This is a genomic window from Pseudonocardia sp. (assembly GCF_050250275.1).
GTDB lineage: Bacteria > Actinomycetota > Actinomycetes > Mycobacteriales > Pseudonocardiaceae > Pseudonocardia.
This window is the reverse complement of record NZ_JBFWOY010000005.1, coordinates 132,566-151,794: the sequence shown is the minus strand read 5'-3', so window position 1 is coordinate 151,794 and position 19,229 is coordinate 132,566. Positions and strand designations below refer to the sequence as shown.

At 73.0% G+C, this 19,229-nt stretch carries 18 protein-coding genes; 17 read left to right on the top strand and 1 reads right to left on the bottom strand.

Annotation, left to right across the window (positions count from 1 at the left end):
- Window positions 1-5: 5 nt before the first annotated feature.
- From AB7F12_RS07250 to AB7F12_RS07180, 15 genes are all read left to right on the top strand, one after another.
- Window positions 6-1,007, top strand: coding sequence for an ABC transporter permease (locus tag AB7F12_RS07250; protein ID WP_428499078.1), 1,002 nt, complete (start codon window positions 6-8; stop codon window positions 1,005-1,007).
- Window positions 1,004-2,953, top strand: coding sequence for a dipeptide/oligopeptide/nickel ABC transporter permease/ATP-binding protein (locus AB7F12_RS07245; RefSeq protein ID WP_428499077.1), 1,950 nt, complete (start codon window positions 1,004-1,006; stop codon window positions 2,951-2,953). Before AB7F12_RS07250 ends, AB7F12_RS07245 begins: the two co-directional genes overlap by 4 nt.
- Window positions 2,950-4,005, top strand: a complete 1,056-nt coding sequence (locus AB7F12_RS07240; RefSeq protein WP_428499076.1) for an ABC transporter ATP-binding protein — start codon at window positions 2,950-2,952, stop codon at window positions 4,003-4,005. The genes AB7F12_RS07245 and AB7F12_RS07240 overlap by 4 nt, the downstream gene beginning before the upstream one ends.
- On the top strand, window positions 4,002-5,084 hold the full coding sequence (locus AB7F12_RS07235; RefSeq protein ID WP_428499075.1) for a mandelate racemase/muconate lactonizing enzyme family protein: 1,083 nt from the start codon (window positions 4,002-4,004) through the stop codon (window positions 5,082-5,084). The genes AB7F12_RS07240 and AB7F12_RS07235 overlap by 4 nt, the downstream gene beginning before the upstream one ends.
- Window positions 5,085-5,091: 7 nt before the next feature.
- Window positions 5,092-5,229 (top strand): hypothetical protein, encoded by a 138-nt coding sequence (locus AB7F12_RS07230; protein WP_428499074.1) that lies wholly within the window; start codon window positions 5,092-5,094, stop codon window positions 5,227-5,229.
- A complete protein-coding gene (locus tag AB7F12_RS07225; protein WP_428499073.1) occupies window positions 5,216-5,992 on the top strand; it encodes an SDR family NAD(P)-dependent oxidoreductase in 777 nt (258 codons plus the stop codon). Before AB7F12_RS07230 ends, AB7F12_RS07225 begins: the two co-directional genes overlap by 14 nt.
- A 43-nt stretch (window positions 5,993-6,035) precedes the next feature.
- Window positions 6,036-7,589 (top strand): ABC transporter substrate-binding protein, encoded by a 1,554-nt coding sequence (locus tag AB7F12_RS07220; protein ID WP_428516312.1) that lies wholly within the window; start codon window positions 6,036-6,038, stop codon window positions 7,587-7,589.
- Between the two features lie 107 nt (window positions 7,590-7,696).
- On the top strand, window positions 7,697-8,533 hold the full coding sequence (locus tag AB7F12_RS07215) for a S1C family serine protease (protein WP_428500876.1): 837 nt from the start codon (window positions 7,697-7,699) through the stop codon (window positions 8,531-8,533).
- Window positions 8,534-8,555: 22 nt separating this feature from the next.
- A complete protein-coding gene (locus AB7F12_RS07210; protein ID WP_428500875.1) occupies window positions 8,556-9,545 on the top strand; it encodes an AAA family ATPase in 990 nt (329 codons plus the stop codon).
- Window positions 9,542-10,426, top strand: coding sequence for a DUF58 domain-containing protein (locus tag AB7F12_RS07205; protein WP_428500874.1), 885 nt, complete (start codon window positions 9,542-9,544; stop codon window positions 10,424-10,426). The genes AB7F12_RS07210 and AB7F12_RS07205 overlap by 4 nt, the downstream gene beginning before the upstream one ends.
- Before the next feature lie 26 nt (window positions 10,427-10,452).
- Entirely contained in the window at window positions 10,453-11,454 is a 1,002-nt protein-coding gene (locus AB7F12_RS07200) for a vWA domain-containing protein (RefSeq protein WP_428516314.1), read from the top strand.
- A gap of 1 nt (window position 11,455) precedes the next feature.
- The gene (locus AB7F12_RS07195; RefSeq protein ID WP_428500872.1) at window positions 11,456-12,520 is read left to right on the top strand and encodes a VWA domain-containing protein; all 1,065 of its coding nucleotides are present in this window, start codon (window positions 11,456-11,458) and stop codon (window positions 12,518-12,520) included.
- 78 nt (window positions 12,521-12,598) lie between these two features.
- A complete protein-coding gene (nhaA, locus tag AB7F12_RS07190; protein WP_428500871.1) occupies window positions 12,599-13,834 on the top strand; it encodes a Na+/H+ antiporter NhaA in 1,236 nt (411 codons plus the stop codon).
- Window positions 13,835-13,986: 152 nt separating this feature from the next.
- A complete protein-coding gene (locus AB7F12_RS07185) occupies window positions 13,987-14,427 on the top strand; it encodes a phage holin family protein (protein WP_428500870.1) in 441 nt (146 codons plus the stop codon).
- Window positions 14,428-14,499: 72 nt separating this feature from the next.
- Window positions 14,500-15,372, top strand: a complete 873-nt coding sequence (locus AB7F12_RS07180; protein WP_428500869.1) for an alpha/beta fold hydrolase — start codon at window positions 14,500-14,502, stop codon at window positions 15,370-15,372.
- Here AB7F12_RS07180 and AB7F12_RS07175 read toward each other — a convergent pair.
- Window positions 15,365-16,384 (bottom strand): glycerophosphodiester phosphodiesterase family protein, encoded by a 1,020-nt coding sequence (locus tag AB7F12_RS07175; protein WP_428500868.1) that lies wholly within the window; start codon window positions 16,382-16,384, stop codon window positions 15,365-15,367. The genes AB7F12_RS07180 and AB7F12_RS07175 overlap by 8 nt on opposite strands.
- Window positions 16,385-16,568: 184 nt before the next feature.
- On the opposite strand from AB7F12_RS07175, the gene purD reads away from it, so the two are divergent.
- Together purD and AB7F12_RS07165 are read left to right on the top strand one after the other, a co-directional pair.
- Window positions 16,569-17,834, top strand: coding sequence for a phosphoribosylamine--glycine ligase (purD, locus tag AB7F12_RS07170; RefSeq protein WP_428500867.1), 1,266 nt, complete (start codon window positions 16,569-16,571; stop codon window positions 17,832-17,834).
- Window positions 17,835-18,047: 213 nt separating this feature from the next.
- On the top strand, window positions 18,048-19,157 hold the full coding sequence (locus AB7F12_RS07165; RefSeq protein WP_428500877.1) for a pyridoxal phosphate-dependent aminotransferase: 1,110 nt from the start codon (window positions 18,048-18,050) through the stop codon (window positions 19,155-19,157).
- The last annotated feature ends 72 nt before the right edge of the window (window positions 19,158-19,229 follow it).

Genomic DNA, 19,229 nt, shown 5'->3' with positions numbered 1-19,229 from the left:
AGACGATGAGCGTGATCGACAAAGTCGGCGCCGAGCCGGCCGCGCCCGCCCCGGCGGCGCACCCGGCACGGGAACGCGGCCGTCCGTTCCGCCGCTACATGTTGCGCCGCCTCGGTTCCGGTGCGCTCGTCATCGTGCTCGTGGCGGTGACCGTGTTCGTCGTGACACGGGTGGCGTCGGACCCGGCGCGGACTCTCGCCGGCCCGGAGGCGACGCAGGAGCAGTACGAGGCGGTGCGCGCGAGCCTGGGGCTCGACCAGCCGCTGCTCACGCAGTTCCTCGCCTACGTCCGCGACCTCGCCGCGCTCGACTTCGGCATCTCCTACTGGCAGAACGTTCCGGTCTCGGGCCTGATCGCGGCGTTCCTGCCCAACACGGTGCTGCTCGTCGTCGTCGCGATCCTGTTCGCCGTCCTCGCCGGCATCCCGCTGGGCATCGCCGCCGCGCTGCGGCCGGGCAGCAACGCCGACCAGGGCACCGCAGCGTTGTCGCTGCTGGGGCTCTCGCTGCCGCAGTTCTGGCTGGGCGCGATGCTGATCCTGCTGTTCGCGGTGACGCTCGGCTGGCTCCCGACGTCGGGCCAGGGCGGGATCGAGCACATCATCCTGCCCGCGATCACGCTCGGCCTGCCGAGCATGGGGCGCATCGCCCAGATCACCCGCACCACGATGATCGACGAGCTCGCCAGCCAGCACATCCTCGTCGCGCGGGCGAAGGGGCTCGGCGGCGGCTACGTCGTGTTCCGGCACGCGCTGCGCAACGTCATGGTCCCGGTGACGACGATCGTCAGTTTCGAGACCGTCTACGCCCTCGCCGGGTACTCGGTGATCGTCGAGACGGTGTTCGCCTGGCCGGGCGTCGGGGCGCTCGCCATCCAGGCGATCCAGCGCCAGGACCTCACCCTCGTGCAGGGCATCGTCTTCGTGATCGCGGTGGTCGTCGTGCTGTGGAACCTGCTGACGGACCTGGTGTACCGGGCCATCGACCCGAGGATCGAGCTCCGATGACCGCCACCGAGATCCCCGCCGCCGCGACGACGGCATCCCGCGCACCGGCCACCGGCTGGTGGCGCTCGCTGCGCCAGGACCGCATGGCGTTCGCGGGCGCGGTGATCCTGGGCGTCCTCGCGGTCCTCGCGGTCTTCGGGCCGCTGATCGAGCCCGACGACCCCAACGCCACCGACCTGTTCGCCCGCTACGCCCCGCCGGTGTTCGCCGGCGGCACGTGGGAGCACGTCCTCGGCGCCGACGGCCTGGGTCGAGACGTGCTGTCGCGGGTCATCGCCGGCGCGCAGATGACGCTGTTCATCGGCGTGTCCGTCGTGATCATCTCCGGGGTCGTCGGGGTCGCGCTGGGGCTGCTCGCGGGCTATCGCGGGGGCTGGGTCGACACGGTGATCATGCGCGTCGCCGACGCCCAGCTCGCCTTCCCCGGCCTGCTGCTGGTCCTGCTCGTCGTCGCCTTCGTCGGGCCCAGCGTCGGTGTGATCATCGGCGTGCTGTCGCTGTACGGCTGGATGATCCACGCCCGGCTGGTGCGCAGCCTGGTGCTGCAGCTGCGGCAGACGCCGGCGGTGCAGTCGGCCGAGCTGGTGGGGTGTTCGCTGCCGCGGATCCTGGTTCGCCACCTGCTGCCCAACCTCTACGCGCCGCTGCTGGCGCAGGCGATCCTCGAGCTGGCGCGGGTCGTGCTGGCCGAGGCGTCGCTGTCGTACCTGGGGATGGGTCTGCAGCCGCCCAACTCGTCGTGGGGGCTGATGATCGCGGAGAACCAGGGTGCGGTCCGGCAGGCGTGGTGGCCCATCGTCTTCCCGGGGGTCGCGCTGGCGCTGACGGTGCTGGCGGTCAACCTCGTCGCCAACTGGCTGCGGGTGCAGACCGACCCGCAGCAGCGGGAGCGCCGCTTCGCGCGCCGGCTGTTCCGGAAGCTGCCGTCCGCGGGGCTCGACACCGGTCCGGTGCGGGTCGGTGGCAAGGCCGTCGGTCTGACGAAGAACGCGCCGTTGCTGCAGGTCGAGGACCTCGACGTCCGCTTCCACACCATGACCGGCGAGGTGGACGCCGTCCGGCACGCGTCCTTCTCGATCGCGCCCGGTGAGACCGTCGCGATCGTCGGGGAGTCGGGGTCGGGCAAGTCGACGACCGGCCTAGCGCTCATGGACCTCATCGGCGCCCCGGGTCGCGTCGAGCACGCCCGGATCACCTGGCGCGGCGAGCCACTGACCGCGCAGCGGCTACGAGCGTTGCGCGGCAACGAGATCGGCACGATCTTCCAGGACCCGATGACGAGCCTCAACCCGCTCGTGCCGATCGGCCGCCAGGTCGCCGAGGTACTGGTCAAGCACAAGGGCATGCCGATGACGGACGCGCTGGAGCGGGCGGCAGAGCTGTTCACGATGGTCGGCATCCCGTCGCCGCGCGAACGGCTGCGCCAGCTGCCGCACGAGCTCTCCGGCGGGCTGCGCCAGCGCGTGCTGATCGCGGCCGCGCTCGCGCCGGAGCCCGCGCTGCTCATCGCCGACGAGCCCACGACGGCGCTCGACGCCACCATCCAGGCCCAGATCCTCGACCTGGTGGCCGACCTGCAGGAGCGGCTGGGTATCGCGATGCTGCTGATCACCCACGACCTGGGTGTCGTCGCCCGGATCAGCGACCGCGTCATCGTCATGTACGGCGGCCGGATCGTGGAGGAGGCGGGCACGTTCGACCTGTTCTCCCGGCCGCGCCACCGCTACACCGAGGCGCTGCTGCGGGCCGTCCCGCGAATCGAGGACCACCGCGGCCGGCTGCCGACGATCCCCGGCTACCCGCCGGGCCGTCGCGACGTCCTGCCCGGCTGCGCGTTCGCGCCGCGCTGCGCGCACGCGACCGAGCACTGCCGCACCGACGTCCCGGAGATGACGACCGACGCCCTCGGCCGCTTCGCGTGCCGGCACCCGCGGGAGGAGCAGTGACCCGGTCCGTGCAGCAGCCGATCACCAAGGACGCGACCTCTCCACAAGAGCTCGTCGCGGTCGACGATCTCCACGTCCGGTTCCCGGTGTCGCAGGGCGTCGTGCACGCCGTGCGCGGGGTGTCGTTCACGATCGGGCGCGGCGAGACCGTCGCACTCGTCGGGGAGTCCGGCTCGGGCAAGTCGACGACCGGGTTCGCGCTGATCCGCCGCTACACCCCCGCCGAGGGCACGATCTCCTTCGACGGCCGCGACATCACCGCCGCCAAGGGACGCGAGCTGCGCAGGTTGCGGTCGGACATGCAGCTGGTGTTCCAGGACCCGTACGCCTCGCTCAACCCGCGGATGCGGGTGTGCGACCTGGTCGCCGAGCCGCTGATCGTCCACGGCCGGGCGAAGCCCGGTCCGGCGCTCGACGCCGAGGTCGGCGACCTGCTGGAGATGTGCGGGCTCGCCCGCGACGCCGCCCGGCGCTACCCCAACGCCTTCTCCGGCGGAGAGCGTCAGCGCATCGCGATCGCGCGGGCCCTCGCGTTGCGCCCCAGACTGCTGGTGGCCGACGAGGTGGTCAGCGCGCTCGACGTCTCGATCAAGGCACAGATCATCAACCTGCTCGTCGAGCTGCAGCGCACGCACGGCCTGGCGTACCTGTTCATCTCCCACGACCTCGCGGTGGTGCGCAACGTCGCGCACCGCGTGATGATCATGTACGCAGGTCGGATCGTGGAGACCGGGCCGACCGAGTCGATCTTCACCGCGCCGCGGCCCCCCTACTCGGTCGCGCTGCTGTCGGCCGCGCCCGTCGCCGATCCGGTGGCCGAACGCGCCCGCGAACGCGTCGTGCTCATCGGCGACGTGCCGAGCGTCCTCGACCCGCCGGACGGGTGTCCGTTCCACTCGCGCTGCCCGCTGGTCGTCGAGAGGTGCCGGGTCGACCCACCCCCGCTCACCGACCGCGGCGACGGCCACCTCACCGCCTGCTGGCGGGCCGACGAGGTCGCGACCATGCCCGGCTCCCACGCGCTCGCCGACATCCCGGAAGGACAGTCGTGAAGATCCAGACCGTCACCTCGACGCTGGTGCACGTCCCGATGCGCAAACCCGCGCGCTGGGCGACCGGTGGGCTCTCCCACGTCGGCGAGATGTACGTCCGCGTCGAGACCGACGAAGGCCCGAGCGGGCTGGGCTTCACCTACAACCACCCCGAGACCCGCGAGATCGTCGAGCAGCGGCTGCTGCCCGTCGTGCTCGGCCGCGACCCCTTCGACACCGAAGGGATCTGGCAGGACATGTACGACGCCGTGCACACACTCGGGCACCAGGGGCTGGTGTTCAACGCGCTGGCGGGCATCGACATCGCGCTGTGGGACCTCAAGGCCCGGGCGCTGGGCCTTCCGCTCTACAAGCTGCTCGGCCCCTGCCGGGAGTCCGTTCCCGTCTACGGCAGCGGCGGCTTCCTGAACTACTCCGTCGACGAGCTCGTCGAGGAGGCCACCGGGTTCGTCGAGCGCGGCATCCCGCGGATCAAGATGAAGATCGGTCTCGACGCCGGCCGCGACGACCGCGAGGACCTCCGCCGGGTCGCCGCCGTGCGCAGGGCGGTCGGGGACGACGTCGAGATCTACGTGGACGCGAACGGGTCCTACCGGGCCAAGCAGGCCGTCGACGTCGCGCGCCGCCTGGAGGACCTGCGAGTGGGCTGGCTCGAGGAGCCGGTTCACGCGGCCGACCGCGAGGGCCTGGCCGTCGTCGCCGCGGGAACGACGATCCCGCTGGCCACCGGTGAGTTCGAGTACCACCTGTTCGCGTTCCGGTCGCTGATGGCCGCCGGTGCCGTCGACATCGTGCAGGCCGACGTGGGCCGGGTCGGCGGGGTGACACCGTGGCTCAAGATCGCCAAGCTGGCCGAGGCCTTCAACCTGCCCGTCGCCCCGCACGCGTTCGACGTCGTGCACCTGCACCTGATGTGCGCGGTACCGAACGCGACAGTCCTGGAACACCTCTCGATCTACGACGACCTGCCCTACAAGGAGCGCCCCGAACCGCGCGACGGCGTGCTCACCGTCCCCGCCGACCGCCCCGGTCACGGCCTCGAGCTCGATCCCGAGCGCGTCGCCGCGAGCCTGATGTGAGGCCGCGATGCGCCTGCTGAACCTCGCCGGGCGCCCGGGCGACGAGATCGTCACCCAGGTCGAGGGCATCGGCGCGATGCGCAACCGGTTCGTCGCGGGCTCACCCGCGCCCGCATGGAGGGTGGCCGACCGTGCCGTCGTCTGACCGTTTCACCGGCCGCGTCGCGATCGTCACCGGCGCGGCGCGCGGGATCGGCGCGGCCGTCGCGCTCGGCCTCGCACGGGAGGGCGCCACCGTCGTCGCCAACGACGTGACAGCCGACGCGCTGGCCGAGACCGTCGCCAAGGACCCGTCGATCATCGCCGCCCCCGGCGACATCTCCGACTCGGCGACGTCGGAGCTGCTCGTCGCCGCCGCGCTGGAGGCGGGCGGCCTGCACCTGATCGCCAACGTCGCGGGGGTGTTCACCTCGGCCTCGGCCGACACCCTCACCACCGAGGCGTACCGCCGCGACATGGGCGTCAACGTCGACGGCATCGTCCACCTGGTGCGCGCCGCGGCGCCCACCCTGATCGGGCAGCGGGGCGGCGCGATCCTCAACGTCGCCTCGACGGCCGGCTTCCAGGCCGTGCCCAACGCGTTCTCCTACGTCGTCACCAAGCACGCGGTCGTCGGCATCACGAGGTCGCTCTCGACCGACTGGGCCCGCCACTCGATCCGGGTCAACGCCCTGTGCCCCGGACCGACGATGACCGAGATGACGGCGGAGTTCGCCCGCATGCACCCGGACCGGCACGCGCGCCGCATCGCGCGCATCCCGCTGGGCCGGGCCAGCGACCCCACCGAGCAAGCGGCGGTCGCGCTGTTCCTGTTGTCCGACGACGCGGGGTTCGTCACCGGCCAGGCCGTCACCGTCGACGGTGGCGGCGAGGCCATGCACTCGGGATACGACCTGCCGGCGTCATGACCGGCACGTCCTCGATCAACGCCCCAACGGAGAGGTGTTACTGGTGAGACGCAAAGTCGTACTGACCGCGGTCCTGGCGGCCGCGCTGGTGGCTGCGGGGTGCGGCGGGGGCGGGGGCTCCGACGCGGGGACGGCGAGCAACCCGCAGGGGTCGCTCGCCGGTCCCGACCAGTCGATCGCCGTGGCGGGCTCGGAGCCCGCGCAGGTCGACTTCCACAAGAACGTCGACAACGGGGGGAGGCTGAGCCTGGGGCAGGTCTACGAGACGCTCTACATCGCCGACAAGGGCGGCCAGATCGTGCCGCTGCTCGCCGACGGCCAGCCCACCCGCATCGACGACGCGACCTACGAGATCAAGCTCAAGACAGGCGTCACGTTCAGCGACGGGACACCGTTCAACGCCGACTCGGCGGTCTTCTCGATCAACCGGGTCGTCAGTCCCCAGCTCGCGACGCAGCTCGCCGACGTGTCCACGATCGCGGGCGCGGAGAAGGTCGACGACACGACCGTCCGGGTGAAGACCAAGACGGCGTCGCCGCTGCTGGCCAACCGCCTGATGACCACGGCCATGTACCGGCCGACGACGACCGACCCGACCAAGCCCGACCAGATCATCGGCACCGGTCCGTACAAGGTCGTCAGCTACACACCTGGCACGGGAACGAAGCTGACCTACAACGAGAAGTACCGCGGGGACAAGCCGCAGGTCACCGCGGTGGAAGTGCGGTTCATCCCCGACGCCGGCACGCGCGTGCAGGCGATCAGCGCGGGCGAGGTCGACGTCGTACCGGAGATCACGCCGCTGGAGGCCAAGGGCCTGCAGAACGTCGTCGCGACCTCGAAGCCGGCGTGGTCGGCGTTCGTGCGGCTCAACACCCTCACCGGCGGCACCGAGGACGTGAAGCTGCGGCAGGCGATGAACTACGCCGTCGACCGCGACGCCATCGTCACCCAGGTCTTCGGCGACCAGTACGCGTCGACGTCGCAGTGCACACCGCTGCCGATGGGCACTGGCGGGACCAGCTCCAACGTCAAGATGCCGTACACCTACGACCCCGAGAAGGCGAAGCAGCTCGTCAACGAGGCCGGCGCGAACGGCCGCACGATCGAGATGATCAGCTCGTCCGGTGCGTTCACGGAGGACCGCGCCGTGGCCGAGCTCGTCGCGCAGAGCCTCAACGCAATCGGCCTGAAGATCAACCTGCAGTACCTGTCGCCGTTCTCGGTGTACTCCGCCCAGCTCATCAAGTCGCAGACGAACGCCCCGCCCATGACGTTCGCGGGCATGGTCGACAGCCGGTCGCACGTCGACCGCGCACTGCAGAACTACTACTCGTCGTCGGGCCCGCCCAGCGCGTTCAACGACCCGGAGGTCGACAAGCTGATCACCGAGGCCACCTCGGCCGCCGACCAGCAGGCCGCCCAGCCCGTCTACGACCGGCTCCTGCAGCGGGCCTGTGACGAGGCGGCTTACATCTACCTCTTCGACTACAAGACGATCTTCGGTCTGTCGCCGCGGATCAAGTGGGAGCCCGGGGTGGACTCCTTCGGCTGGAACCTGCGCTACGACCAGATGCAGGTGTACGAGAACGAGTGAGGGTACGTGTGTGGCGATGGTCGCTCTGGCGACCATCGCCACCCACGGGTTCTGTTGTCCCCCGATCAGCCCATTCACCTGGGGATTCGCCGCGTACTCTGTGTGAAGTGCCGCCGGTCGAGTCGACCCCGATCGACGACACCGCCGCGCCTGCGGCGGGACGATCATCACCCCGGCGCCGGTGGTGGATCGGCGCCGCCGCCGCGGTCGTGGTGGCCGCGTTGCTCGTCTGGTTCCTCATGCCGTCGGCGCCGCCGCCGCCCACCCGCGCCGAGGTCGACCGGTCCGTGCAGGACGGGATCGAGAAGGCCCGCCAGGACGCCCGCAACGCCCCCGCCGACGCCTCCGTCGCGTTCCAGGCGATCGGCCCGTCGCTGGTCACGGTCACCTCGCAGCGCCCCGGTGGTGGATCCACGGAGACCGCACTGGGCAGCGGGGTCGTCGTGTCGGCGCGCGGCGCGGTACTGACGGCGCTGCACGTCGTCGACGGGGCGAGCGCCGTCCAGGTCCGGTTCGCCGACGGCACCACGAGCGCCGCGCGGATCGCGGACGCGCAGCCCGCCAGTGACGTCGCCGTGCTCGCCGTCGACGAGTTGCCGCAGCTCGTCGTGCCTGCCGTCCTCGGGGGCGGGCCGGCGGTCGGGGACACGGTGTTCGCCGTCGGGAACCCGCTGGGGCTGCGCGACAGCCTGTCCGCGGGCGTGGTGTCGGCGCTCGGCCGCTCGATCACCGCACCGGGCGGGGCCACGCTGCCCGACCTCATCCAGTTCGACGCCGCGGTCAACCCCGGCAACAGCGGCGGGCCGCTGCTCAACCGTGCCGGGCAGGTCGTCGGGATCGTCACGGGCCTGGCCAACCCGGCCGACGAGGACTTCTTCGTCGGGATCGGGTTCGCGGTCCCGATCGCCACCGCAGCCGGCGGCGCCGGCGGACCGATGAAGTAGCAGTCCGAACCGGGGGAGACGCATGGCCGACGAGACGCACGGGCCGCTCGAGCAGACCCTGTACGAGGTCAAGAAGACCATCGTCGGGCAGGACGCCCTGCTCGAACGGATGCTCGTCGCGCTGCTCGCCCGCGGCCACCTCCTCGTCGAGGGTGTCCCGGGGCTGGCGAAGACGATGGCGGTGAAGGCTCTCGCGGGCGCGGTCGGTGGACAGTTCCAGCGCATCCAGTTCACGTCGGACCTGGTGCCGGCCGATGTCGTCGGCACCCGGATCTACAACCAGCGCGAGAGCCGGTTCGACGTGTCGTTCGGCCCCGTGTTCACCAACCTGCTGCTGGCCGACGAGATCAACCGCGCCCCTGCGAAGGTGCAGAGCGCGCTGTTGGAGGTCATGCAGGAGCGACAGGTCACGATCGGCCGCGAGAGCTACCCGGCGCCCGACCCGTTCCTGGTGATGGCCACGCAGAACCCCATCGAGTCGGAGGGCACCTACCCGCTGCCGGAGGCGCAGCTCGACCGCTTCATGCTCAAGGTCCTCGTCGGCTACCCGAGCGCGACGGAGGAGTTCGTCGTCGTGGAGCGGATGACGAGCCCGCCGGCCCGGCCCACCCCCGTGCTGGACCTGGACACGTTGCGGCGCTTCCAGTCCGAGGCCGACGACGTGTACGTCGACCCGCGGATCATCGAGTACGCGGTGGCGCTCGCGACGGCGACCCGTGACCTGACCGGCGCCGGGCTGGGGGAGCTGGCGCGGTACGTGTCGTTCGGCGCGAGCCCCCGTGCGTCGATCAACATGGTGCTGGGTGCCAAGGCGTTGGCGTTCCTGCGCGGGCGCGACTACGCGCTGCCCGGCGACGTCCGCGAGCTCTCCCGCGACGTGCTGCGCCACCGCGTCGTGCTGTCCTACGAAGCTCTCGCCGACGACGTGGCCGCCGACGACCTGCTCGACCGGGTACTCACGACGGTGTCGGCTCCGGAGGTCGGCGAGCCCGCGCGCCGCAGGGCGCCATGACGAGCCCGCTGACACCCGAGCGGGTGCTGCGCCGCCTGGAGTGGCGGGTGCTGCGCCGCCTCGACGGGCGGCTGCAGGGTGACCACCGGACGATGTTCCGGGGCAGCGGCGTCGACGTCGCCGACCTGCGCGAGTACCAGCTCGGCGACGACCTGCGCCACATCGACTGGAACGTCACCGCCCGCACCGACGTCACCCACGTCCGCGAGTACCTGGAGGACCGCGAGGTCACGGCGTGGCTGGTGCTCGACGGGTCGGCGTCGATGGACTTCGGGCCGGTGCAGCGGCGCAAGCACGTCGTGCTCGTCGAGGTCGCCGCGGTGCTGGCGCAGCTGCTCTCCCGCGGCGGGAACCGGGTGGGGGCGCTGTTGTTCGACAGTGCGCTGCGGGAGACGATCCCGCCCGGCAGCGGGCGGAACCAGGTGCTGCGCATCCTGTCGCGGCTCCTGCGCGACCGCGGCGAAGGTGGCGGCGGCACCGATCTCGCCGGGGCGCTCCGCGCCGCCACCGGAATCCTGCGCCGGCGCAGCCTGGTCGTCGTGGTGTCGGACTTCCTCGCCGACGACGGCTGGCAGCGCCCCCTCGGCCTGCTCGCCCGCCGGCACGACGTCATCGCCGTCCAGGTCGTCGACCCCCGCGAGTTCGACCTGCCCGATGCCGGACTGGTCTACGTCGAGGACGCCGAGACCGAGGAGGTCATCCTCGTCGACTCCGGCGACGCCGCGTTCCGTGCCCGGCTCCGCGACGCCGCCGACGCCCGCCAGGCCGCGCTCGCCGCCGATCTCGGCACCGCCGGGCTCGACCTGTTCACGGTCGCCACCGACGAGGACCTGGTCCGGGCCCTGTTCCGGATCGCCGCGCTGCGCAGGCGCCGGCGATGAACCCGGGTGCGATGAACCCGGGAGCGATGAACGCAGGGCTGACGTTCGGCCGGCCGTGGGCGCTGCTCGCGTTCGTCGTCGTCCCGCTGGTCGTCGTCTGGTACGTGCGACAGCTGCGGGCCCGCGCGGCGCGGCGGGCGGCGCTCGCCGAGCAGGGGCTCGTGGCCACCGCGCGGCCGTCGGCGTGGCGGCGCCGGCTCCCGGCCGGGCTGTTCCTGCTGGCGTTGCTGCTGCTCGTCGCCGGGCCGGCCCGGCCGGAGGCCTCGATCCCGCAGCCGCGCCGCGAGGGCACCGTCGTGCTGGCGTTCGACGTCTCGGGGAGCATGGCCGCGGGGGACGTCACGCCGACGCGGCTCGACGCGGCCAAGGCCGCCGCGAAGCAGTTCGTCGAGCGCCAGCCCGGGTCGGTCCGGATCGCGGTCGTCGCGTTCGGTGCCACCGGCGTCGTCATCCAGGAACCGACACCCGACCGCGCGAGCGCCGCCGCGGCCATCGACCGGCTCGCCCCGCAGGGCGGCACCGCTCTCGGTGGCGGTCTGCAGACGGCGCTGGGGGCGATCGTCGGCAGGCAGGTCGTGGTGCCCGACGCCGGGCGCGGCGGCGGTCCCGAACCGACCGGACCCGACCTCGGCTACCACGGCTCCGCGGCCGTCGTGCTGCTCACCGACGGCGAGAACACCGCCGAGCCCGACCCGCTGCAGGTCGCCGACATCGCCTCCACGGCCGGGGTGAAGGTCTACCCGATCGGCCTCGGCAGCCCCGGGGGGACGGTCCTGCAGATCGACGGCTTCCAGGTCGCGACCAGGCTCGACGAGCCGCTGCTGCGCCGGATCGCCGACCGCACCGACGGCCACTACTACGCCGCCGCCGACCCCGCCGCCCTCGCCGCGGTCTACGACGCCGTCGAGCTGGAATGGACGGTCGAGAACCGGCGGGTCGAGCTGACCGCGCTCGCCGCCGTCGCCGGGATGGTGCTGCTCGGGATCGGCGCCGCGCTCTCGCTGGCCTGGACCGGGCGGGTGGTCTGAGATGAACCTGCAATGGCCGTGGCTGCTCGTGACGCTCCTCGTCGTCCCGCTGCTCGCCGGCGCGTACGTGTGGCAGCTGCGGCGCCGACGTCGGCACGCGGTGCGGTTCTCCAGCCTCGCCGTCGTCCGCGCAGCCGCGCCGGAACGCCCCGGCTGGAAACGGCACGCCGCGGTCGCGCTGGTCCTGGCCTCGCTCGCGTTCCTCGGCCTGGCCGCGGCCCGGCCGACGGCGGAGGTCGACGTGCCCGTCTCGCAGGCCGCGGTCATCCTCGCGCTCGACGTGTCCGGCTCCATGTGCGCCACCGACGTCGACCCCAACCGGCTTGCCGCCGCCCAGCAGGCCGTCCGCCGGTTCGCGGAGGAACAGGACTCCCAGACCCGGCTCGGGCTCGTCGTGTTCTCCGGGTTCGCCCAGCTCGCGGTGCCCCCGACGACCGACCGCGACGCCGTCATCGCTGCACTCGAGCAGCTCACCACCGGCCGCGGGACGACGATCGGCTCGGCCATCCTCAAGTCGGTCGACGCCATCTCCGAGATCGACCCCGCCGTCGGCCCCGCCGACCCCGCCCCCGGGACGCCACCGCCGCCGCCCCGTGCGCCCGGCACCTACGCACCCGAGATCGTCGTGCTGCTCACCGACGGCGCCAACACCACCGGCGTCACCCCGCGCGACGCCGCGAAGGTCGCCGCCGAGCGCGGCGTGCGGGTCTACCCGATCGGCTTCGGCACCGCCACACCCACGTCGATGGTGTGTACGGCCGCGCAACTCGGCCGCACCGGCGACGGGCGCGTCGGCGGCTACGGCGCCTACGGCGGGGGAGTCGGCGGCAGGGGCTATCTCACCGCCGACGAGGGGACGCTGCAGGAGGTCGCCGACACCACGGGCGGGCGCTACTTCGCCGCCGCCGACGCCGACCGGCTGCAGAGCGTCCTGTCGGAGCTCCCACGCACCGTCGACGTGCAACGCCGCGAGGTCGAGCTCACCGTCGTCCTCGTCGTCGCCGCAGTGCTGGCGCTGCTGGGCGGGCTGTGGGCGGCGTCGCGCTGGACGACCTTCCCGGACTGAGCACGGTAGGGTCGACGCCGGTGTGCCGGGAAGTCTGGTCGGCGAGTCGCATCCGCATGCCTGCCCCCGGAGCCGCCCGTGAGAGTCCCTCGTGTCCCCGTGCCCGTGTCGGAGTTCGCGCGCTACCTACGTACCGAGACGGTCGGCGGCATGGTGCTGCTCGCCGCCACCGCGGTCGCGCTGATCTGGGCGAACTCGCCGTGGCAGGACGCGTACCTCGCCCTCCGTGATTTCCGGTTCGGTCCGGCGGCGCTCGGGCTCGACCTCACCGTCGGCCAGTGGGCCACCGACGGCCTGCTCGCCGTGTTCTTCTTCGTCGTCGGGCTGGAGCTCAAGCGCGAGCTCGTGGTGGGGGAGCTGTCGTCGGCGCGGCGGGCGCTGCTGCCCATCGCCGCCGCGCTGGGCGGGATGGTCGTGCCCGCCGGGCTCGCGCTGCTCGTCGGCCGCGGCGCCCCCGGCATGGACCAGGCCTGGGCCATCCCCGTCGCCACCGACATCGCGTTCGCGCTCGGCGTCCTCGCCCTCGCCGGCTCGACGCTGCCCGTCACCGCCCGGATCTTCCTGCTCGGCCTCGCCGTCGCCGACGACCTCGGCGCGATCGTCGTCATCGCCGTGGTGTTCTCCGCGGGCATCCATCTCGTCCCGCTCCTCGTCGCCGTCGGCTGCGCCGTCGCGTACTGGTTCCTGCAGCGCAGACGGGTCCGGGCAGCGTGGCTGTACGTGCCGCTCGCCGTCGTCATGTGGGCGGCCGTTCACGAGGCCGGCATCCACGCGACGATCGCGGGCGTCGTCCTCGGCCTCCTCACCCGCGTCCGGCCCGACCCCGGCGAGGCGGACGCGCCCGCCGTGCGCCTCGAACACCGGCTGCAGCCGTGGTCGGCCGGGCTGTGCGTGCCGGTGTTCGCGCTGTTCGCCGCCGGGGTGCCGCTCGGCGCGCAGGCGCTGCGGACCGTCGTCACCGAGCCCGTCCCGCTCGCCGTGGTCGTGGGCCTGCTCGTCGGCAAGGTCGTCGGCATCTTCGGGGTGTCGGCGCTGGTCGTGCGGCTGGTTCCCGCGAGCAGGCCACGCGGGCTGGGCCGGCGCGACATGCTCGCCGTGTCGATGCTCGGCGGCGTCGGGTTTACCGTCAGCCTGCTCATCGCCGAACTGTCGCTGGCCGACCTCCCGGCGACGGCAGAGGCCGCGAAGGCGGCGGTCCTGGTCGCGAGCGCCGCCGCCGCGTTGATCGCCGCGGCAATGCTGGTGCGCAGGCGGCGCGTCCACAGCGGAGCGACGACCCCACCCACGTCACGACCGGATGACGGTTGCGCCTGAACGGGCATTGCATATGGGGGCGTGGCACGATGGCTCCCGATCACGACGTGTCACGGGCCCCGTTCCACGGACCGTGACCACTCCCAGCAGGACAGAAGAAGGGGACCGCGGTGGCCAGCCCGACCAACACCGGCGGCAGGGACGTTCCGCCTGTGCTGCCTTCGATCCCGCTGTCCGCCGACCCCGTGAGGCCGGAGGACCAGTCGGTCGGCGCGCTCGTCAAGGACGTCACGACACAGCTGTCCTCCCTCGTCCGCTCCGAGGTGGAGCTGGCCAAGGCCGAGGTCACGTCCGAGGTCAAGAAGGGCGTTCAGGGCAGCATCTTCTTCGTCGTCGCACTGACGATCGTGCTGTTCAGCCTGTTCTTCCTGTTCTTCGCCCTGGCGGAGCTGCTGGCGATCTGGCTGAACCGGGCCGCCGCGTTCGGCATCGTCTTCGGCGCGATGATCCTCGTCGCCGGCCTGTTCGGGCTGCTCGGCTTCCTGCGCGTGCGCAAGATCCGCAAGCCCGAGCGCACCATCAGCTCGCTGAAGGACACCGCCCAGGTGCTCGGCAGCCGCGGCCGTTCCGGGGACACCCCCGAGCTGACCTGACAGGTGGGCGCACGGCGGCGGGGGCCGGACCCGTCTGTCGTCCGGATCGAGGGTCCCTGGACGCATCGTGACGTGTCCGCCAACGGGATCCGGCTGCACGTCGTCGAGGCCGGCAGCGGCCCGCTGGTGGTGCTGCTGCACGGGTTCCCCGAGTTCTGGTGGTCGTGGCGCCACCAGCTCCCCGACCTCGCCGCCGCCGGGTACCGGGCCGTCGCCGTCGACCTGCGCGGCTACGGCGACTCCGACAAGCCGCCCCGCGGCTACGACCTGTGGACCCTCGCCGGTGACGTCGCCGGGCTGATCCGCGCGCTCGGCGAGGAACGCGCCACCGTCGTCGGGCACGACTGGGGCGGCTTCGTCGCCTGGACGCTCGCCGCGCTGCACCCGCGCCTCGTCGCCGGGCTGGGCGTCGTCGGTGCGGCGCACCCCCTGGCGTTCCGGCGCGCGTTCTGGCGCGACCCCCGCGGCCAGGGCCGGGCCACCGCCTCCTACGCGCTCGGCTTCCAGCTCCCGCGGCTGCCCGAACGCTCGCTGCGCGCCGACGACGGCGCCCGCGTCGAGACGATCATGCGGCGCTGGTCGGGGCACGACTGGACCACCACCGACGACTTCGCCGACGCGGTCACCCGCAACAGGTCCGCCATCCGGATCGGGGCCGTCGCGCACACCTCGATGGAGTACTACCGGTGGGCGATGCGCTCGCAGCTGCGCGCCGAGGGGCGCCGGTTCGCGGCCGCCGTCTCGACGCCCGTGACCGCGCCCGTGCTCACCATCCACGGTGCCGACGACCCTTGCGTCCTGCCCGCCACGGCCGCCGCGTCCGCACAGTGGGCCGGGGCGGGCCTGCAGCAGCACGTCCTCCACCGGGCAGGGCACTTCCCGCACCAGGAACGCCCGGGCCAGGTCCGGACCCTGTTGCGGGACTTCGTGTCGTCGATCAGCTGAGCAGGGGCGCGACCAGCGCGTCCCGCACCGCGACCGCCGTGTCCGGGTGGTCGCTGAACACACCCTCCACGCCCAGGCGCAGGTAGCGCTCGCACTCGGCGAACGCGTCACCGTAGTCGTCGTCGTGCCACACCCCGTCGTGGCCGGGGCGGCGCAGGTCGGCCGGCAGGAACCGGTTCTCGTTGCGCAGCGTGAACACCAGGACCGACAACCCGTGGTCGTGGGCCTCTGCCACCAACAGCGGATCCACCAGCCGCTTCGCCGCACCCACCGCGTCGGCGTAGCGGGCGATCCCCGCGAACCCGGCCGGCGTCGCGAGGTCGGCGAACGTGCGCGGGTCACCCGCCGCCACCAGGTCCGCGGGCGACCCGTGGTCGTCGAGCAGCTGGACCAGGCCCGTCCGCAGCGCCCCCCGCAACGCAACCAGGTTCGCCGTCTCGAACGACTGCACCCACACCGGCGACCCCGGTCGGTTCAGGCCGTGCCGGTCCAGCGCGTCGACCAGCGCCGGCTCGATCGGCAGCCCACGCGCCGCGAACCAGCCGGAGTGCTTGATCTCCGGGAACAACCCGATCGCCCGGCCCGTCTCCGCCGACAGCCGCGCCCGCAGCTCCAGGATGTCCTCGAAGGTCGCGATGGCGTGGCGGCCGTCGTGCAACGTGTTGCGCCGCCGCACGTCCGGGATGCGCTCCACCGCGCGCAACGTCCGCAGCTCCGCCGCCGTCAGGTCGTCGACGAACCAGCCCTCGTGCGTGACGCCGTCGACGGTCTTCGTCGTCCGGCGGTCGGCGAACTCCGGGCGCGACCCGATGTCGGTCGTCCGCCCGATCTCCGGCTCGTGCCGGGCGACGAGCACCCCGTCGGCCGTGCTCACCAGGTCCGGCTCGAGCGCGTCGGCACCCAGGCGGACCCCCAGCTCGTACGCGGCCAAGGTGTGCTCAGGCCGGTACCCCGACGCCCCCCGATGGGCGATGACCAGGGGTTTCGTGGCACCGGAACCGAGGTCGACCACCGGCTCCCCTCCTGACAGGTCGATGATCGGGTCAGTCTGGGGTCACGGAGCGTACGACGGGGCGACGGGAGCCGTCCGGGCGCCGTCGTGACGGTGAACGTGCGGTGGGCCGCGCTGTGACCCGCGTCCGAATCCGGGCATGCGGTGCCCGCCCACCCGCGACGGGCCTCTACCCTTGCCGACCGTGCGAGTCCTGGTGATCGGCTCTGGAGCCCGAGAGCACGCCCTCGTCCTGAGCATGGCGTCCGACCCCGCGGTCACGGCTCTGGCGTGCGCGCCCGGCAACGCCGGAACCGCGGCCGTCGCCGAACAGCGCGGTGTCGACGTCGTCGACGCCGCGGCCGTCGTCGCGCTGGCCCGCGACTGGTCGGCCGACCTCGTGGTCGTCGGCCCCGAGGTGCCGCTCGTCGCGGGCGTCGCCGACGCCGTGCGCGCCGCCGGCATCGACTGCTTCGGCCCCGGGGCCGCCGCGGCCCGCATCGAGGGCTCCAAGAGCTTCGCCAAGGACGTCATGACCGCGGCCGGGGTGGCCACCGCGGGCTGCGAGATCGTCGACAGCCCCGCGCTGCTCGACGCGGCGCTCGACCGCTTCACCCCGCCCTACGTGGTCAAGGACGACGGGCTGGCCGCCGGCAAGGGCGTCGTCGTCACCGAGGACCGCGAGATCGCCCGCGCGCACGCCGCGGCGCTGCTCGACGGCGGCCACCCCGTGCTGCTGGAGTCGTTCCTCGACGGCCCCGAGGCGTCGCTGTTCTGCCTGGTCGACGGCACCACCGTCGTCCCGCTCGCGCCCGCGCAGGACTTCAAGCGCGTCGGCGACGAGGACTCCGGCCCCAACACCGGAGGCATGGGCGCCTACGCCCCGCTGCCCTGGCTCGACGAGGCCGGGGTCGCCGACATCGTCGCCCGCGTCGTGCAGCCCGTCGCCGACGAGATGGCCCGCCGCGACGTCCCGTTCTCCGGGCTGCTCTACGCCGGCCTGGCCATGACCTCCGACGGTCCGTCGGTCATCGAGTTCAACTGCCGCTTCGGCGACCCCGAGACCCAGGTCGTCCTGGCCCTGCTGCGCACCCCGCTCGCCGGGCTGCTGCGTGCCGTCGCCACCGGCGCCCTCGCCGACGCCCCCGCCCTGGAGTGGGCCGACGGCTCCGCCGTCACCGTCGTCGTCGCCGCCGAGGGCTACCCCGGCGTCCCGCGCCTCGGCGACGTGATCACCGGTGCCGACGCCGAGGGCGTCCTGCACGCCGGGACCCGCCGTCGCGACGACGGTGCCGTCGTCTCCGCGGGCGGCCGGGTCCTCTCGGTCGTGGGCACCGGCGACGACCTCCACGCCGCCCGCGCCGACGCCTACGCGCGGCTCGCGGGGGTCAACCTCCCCGGCTCGCACCACCGCACCGACATCGCCGCTCGCGCCGCCCGCGGCGAGATCGCGATCCCGGCCCGGGCCTGACCCCGGCCCGCCCGCCGCGGCGGCCGGATCACAGCAACGAGGTTGCGCACCGTTCTTCGCGCGCAACCCCACTGTCGTCGCGGCGGCGGATCAGGACCGTGAGGTTGCGCGCGGACCCGGGGGACGCGGTCGGGGCCGGGCGTCTCCTAGTCTCGGGACGTGACCGGTCCGCGCCCCGAAGCGCTGCGCTCGCAGATCCCGCCCTTCCACGTCATGGACGTGTGGCAGGCCGCGGCCGAGCGGGCCCGCAGCCACGGCGACCTCGTCAACCTCTCCGCCGGGCAGCCGTCGACACCCGCCCCGGAAGCGGTCCGCGCCGCGGCCGCGAAGGCGCTGGAGACCGAGGTGCTCGGCTACACCGTCGCCCTGGGGATCGAGCCGCTGCGCGAGGCGGTCGCCGGGCACTACGCGAAGGTCTACGACCTCACGATCGACGCCGACGACGTCGTCGTCACCACCGGCTCGTCGGGCGGGTTCCTCCTGGCGTTCCTCGCCGCGTTCGACGCGGGCGACCGCGTCGCGCTCGCCCGGCCCGGCTACCCCTGCTACCGCAACATCCTCACCGCCCTGGGCTGCGAGGTCGTCGAGCTGCCGTGCGGGCCGGAGACACGGTTCCAGCCGACCGTCGAGATGCTCGAGGCGCTCGACGGTCCCGTCGCGGGGCTGATCGTCGCAAGCCCCGCCAACCCCACCGGGACGGTGCTCGACCCGGCGGAGCTGGCCGCGCTCGCCGCGTGGTGCGAGGGCAACGGCGTCCAGTTCGTCAGCGACGAGATCTACCACGGCATCGGCTACGCCGGGTCGCCCGCGACCTCGTGCGCCTGGTCGACGTCGCGGGAGGCGATCGTCGTCAACTCGTTCTCGAAGTACTTCTCGATGACGGGCTGGCGGCTGGGCTGGCTGGTGGTGCCTCCGCGGCTGCGCCGGGCCGTCGACCGGCTGACGGGCAACTTCACCGTGTGCCCGCCGGCCTTGCCGCAGCACGCGGCGCTGGCGGCGTTCACCCCGGAGTCGTACGTGGAGGTCGACGGTCACGTCGAGCGCTACGCCCACAACCGCGGCCTGCTGCTCGACGGGCTGCGCGAGCTGGGCATCGACCGGCTCGCCCCGGCCGACGGCGCCTTCTACGTCTACGCGGACGTGTCGCACCTGTCCGGGGACTCGATGGCGCTGACCTACGAGCTCCTCGCCGAGACCGGGGTGGCCGTCGCCCCGGGGGTGGACTTCGACCCCGTCGACGGCAACCGGTTCATCCGGTTCTCCTTCGCCGGCGGCACCGACGACATCACCGAGGCGCTGCGCCGGCTTCGCGCGTGGCTGTGAGGCCGACCTCGTGCGTGGCCGGGAGGCAACGGCCCCGGCCCCACGGGAACGGGACCACGACGGCGGCGCCGG